Annotated in this window: 1 pseudogene; it reads left to right on the top strand. The window is 72.3% G+C overall.

The window, feature by feature from the left end:
- Positions 1–206: 206 nt before the first annotated feature.
- Positions 207–1,874 (top strand): annotated as a pseudogene (locus V8688_RS31850) (hypothetical protein); the annotation flags it as partial.

Genomic DNA, 1,874 nt, shown 5'->3' with positions numbered 1-1,874 from the left:
ACCCGCGCCCGCCCCGGCACCCGCGCCCGCCCCGGCACCCGCACCCGCCCCCGCGCCTGCTCCGGCTCCCGCTCCCGCTCCCACACGGCCTCAGCTCCCGCCCATCCAGGTGAACCCGGGCGACCTGCTCGACGGTGTGGGCGGCGCGGTGGACGAAACCCTCGAAACGGGCACGCAGCTGCCAGGCCAGATCCTCGGAGGAAATGGTGGCTGATATCGCCTTGGATTCATTCCCCGGCGCGCGAACCGTCCTCCGCGAACTCGATACCGCCGACGACCAGCCGGTGCTGCTGCTGATCCGTGGCCGAGCCGGAACTGGAAAAACAGTGCTGCTCAACGTTGTTCGCTCACATCTGCGCGAGCGTGGGATCCCGATGACGGATTCGGTACTCGACGACCCGGCCGACCGAGCTGTCCTGATCGCCGACAACGTGCATCGATACAGCTCCAACGACCTGCGAAATCTCTGCGCGGCCATCGAATCCGGCCGCCGCTCGGTGGTGCTCGCCGCCCAACCGCGCCCACACGATCCCCGACTACGTGTCCTGTCCGACATCGTGTCGCGACACGGCCGCACGGTGGAGCTGCGGGCGCTCGGCAGCGGCGACACCGCGTCGTTCGCCAGGGAACTCGGCGTGGCGGTGTCCCAGCCACTCGCTCTGCGCATCCATCAGCTCACGGCAGGTATTCCCGGTGGAGTCGTCGCGGCCCTGGCCGCCGCCCGCACGGCGCCGCTGGAGACCTGCGTGACGGCCGTCGACGAGGCGATCACCGCGTGGACGCGATCGATGCTCGACGCGGCGGAACCCGACCTGCTCGACGCGCTCGTGATCGCCGCGACCGGAACCGGGCTGGACGCCACCGAACTCACCGAGGTCCTCGGCGTAGACACCGCCACCGCCCACGATCTGATCGACCGCGCGCGGGCAGGCGCCTTGGTCACCGACGCCGACCTCTTGCTCACCCCCGCGGTGGGACCGCTGCGCATCCTGCTCGGAGATCGACGCTACGTCGAAGTTCAGCGCCGCCTGCTCGCCGCGCGGATCGACGCTGGACTGCTGCGCGACTGCACGGCGCTGATCCTGGCCGAGTCGGGCGTGGTCGACCCCCGGCTAGCCGAATTCCTTTGTCGCGCCGCGGAGAAATCGGGACACCCTGCGCGCTACTACGCGGCCGCGTCCGCCGCGGGCGCACCCGTCGAGTCGATCGCGTTGCGCTGGGCCGAGGCCGCCGCGCGGGCAGGCGACGCCGACACCGCTCTGCGGCTGGCCCAGCCGCTGCTCACCCAGGACGGCATCTCCGCCACCGAACTGGTGACCGCCGTGCGCGTCTGCGCGGCGGTGCTCACCCGGCGCGGGCTGGTGAGCCGCGCGGCCGGGTTGTACAACTGGCTCGGGCCCGATCGCGTTGGCGCCGATTGGGCGCCCGCCTCGATAGTGCTCACGCTGGCCGGGGAGACAGCGGCCGCGACCCGCATGGCCGCCGCGGCGCAGCTGTGGCCGNCTCACCCGGCGCGGGCTGGTGAGCCGCGCGGCCGGGTTGTACAACTGGCTCGGGCCCGATCGCGTTGGCGCCGATTGGGCGCCCGCCTCGATAGTGCTCACGCTGGCCGGGGAGACAGCGGCCGCGACCCGCATGGCCGCCGCGGCGCAGCTGTGGCCGCCGACCGAGGCCGACGCGGGCGCGCGGCTCATCGCGGGCGCGCTGCACGATTCCCTCGACCCCCACGGAACCGGCACGGCCACGGCGATTTCCGCACTTATCCAGGCAGGCAACACCGGTACCGACGATCGATATCTCCCCTGCTCGGCTGTCTCGATCGCCACGCTGTTGTGCCTGGGAACCGGCGAGCCGCGCCGGGCGGGCGACGCGCT

Source organism: Nocardia sp. No.11, from assembly GCF_038752175.1.
Taxonomy (GTDB): Bacteria; Actinomycetota; Actinomycetes; order Mycobacteriales; family Mycobacteriaceae; genus Nocardia; species Nocardia canadensis.
This window is presented reverse-complemented; position numbering and strand designations above follow the sequence as displayed.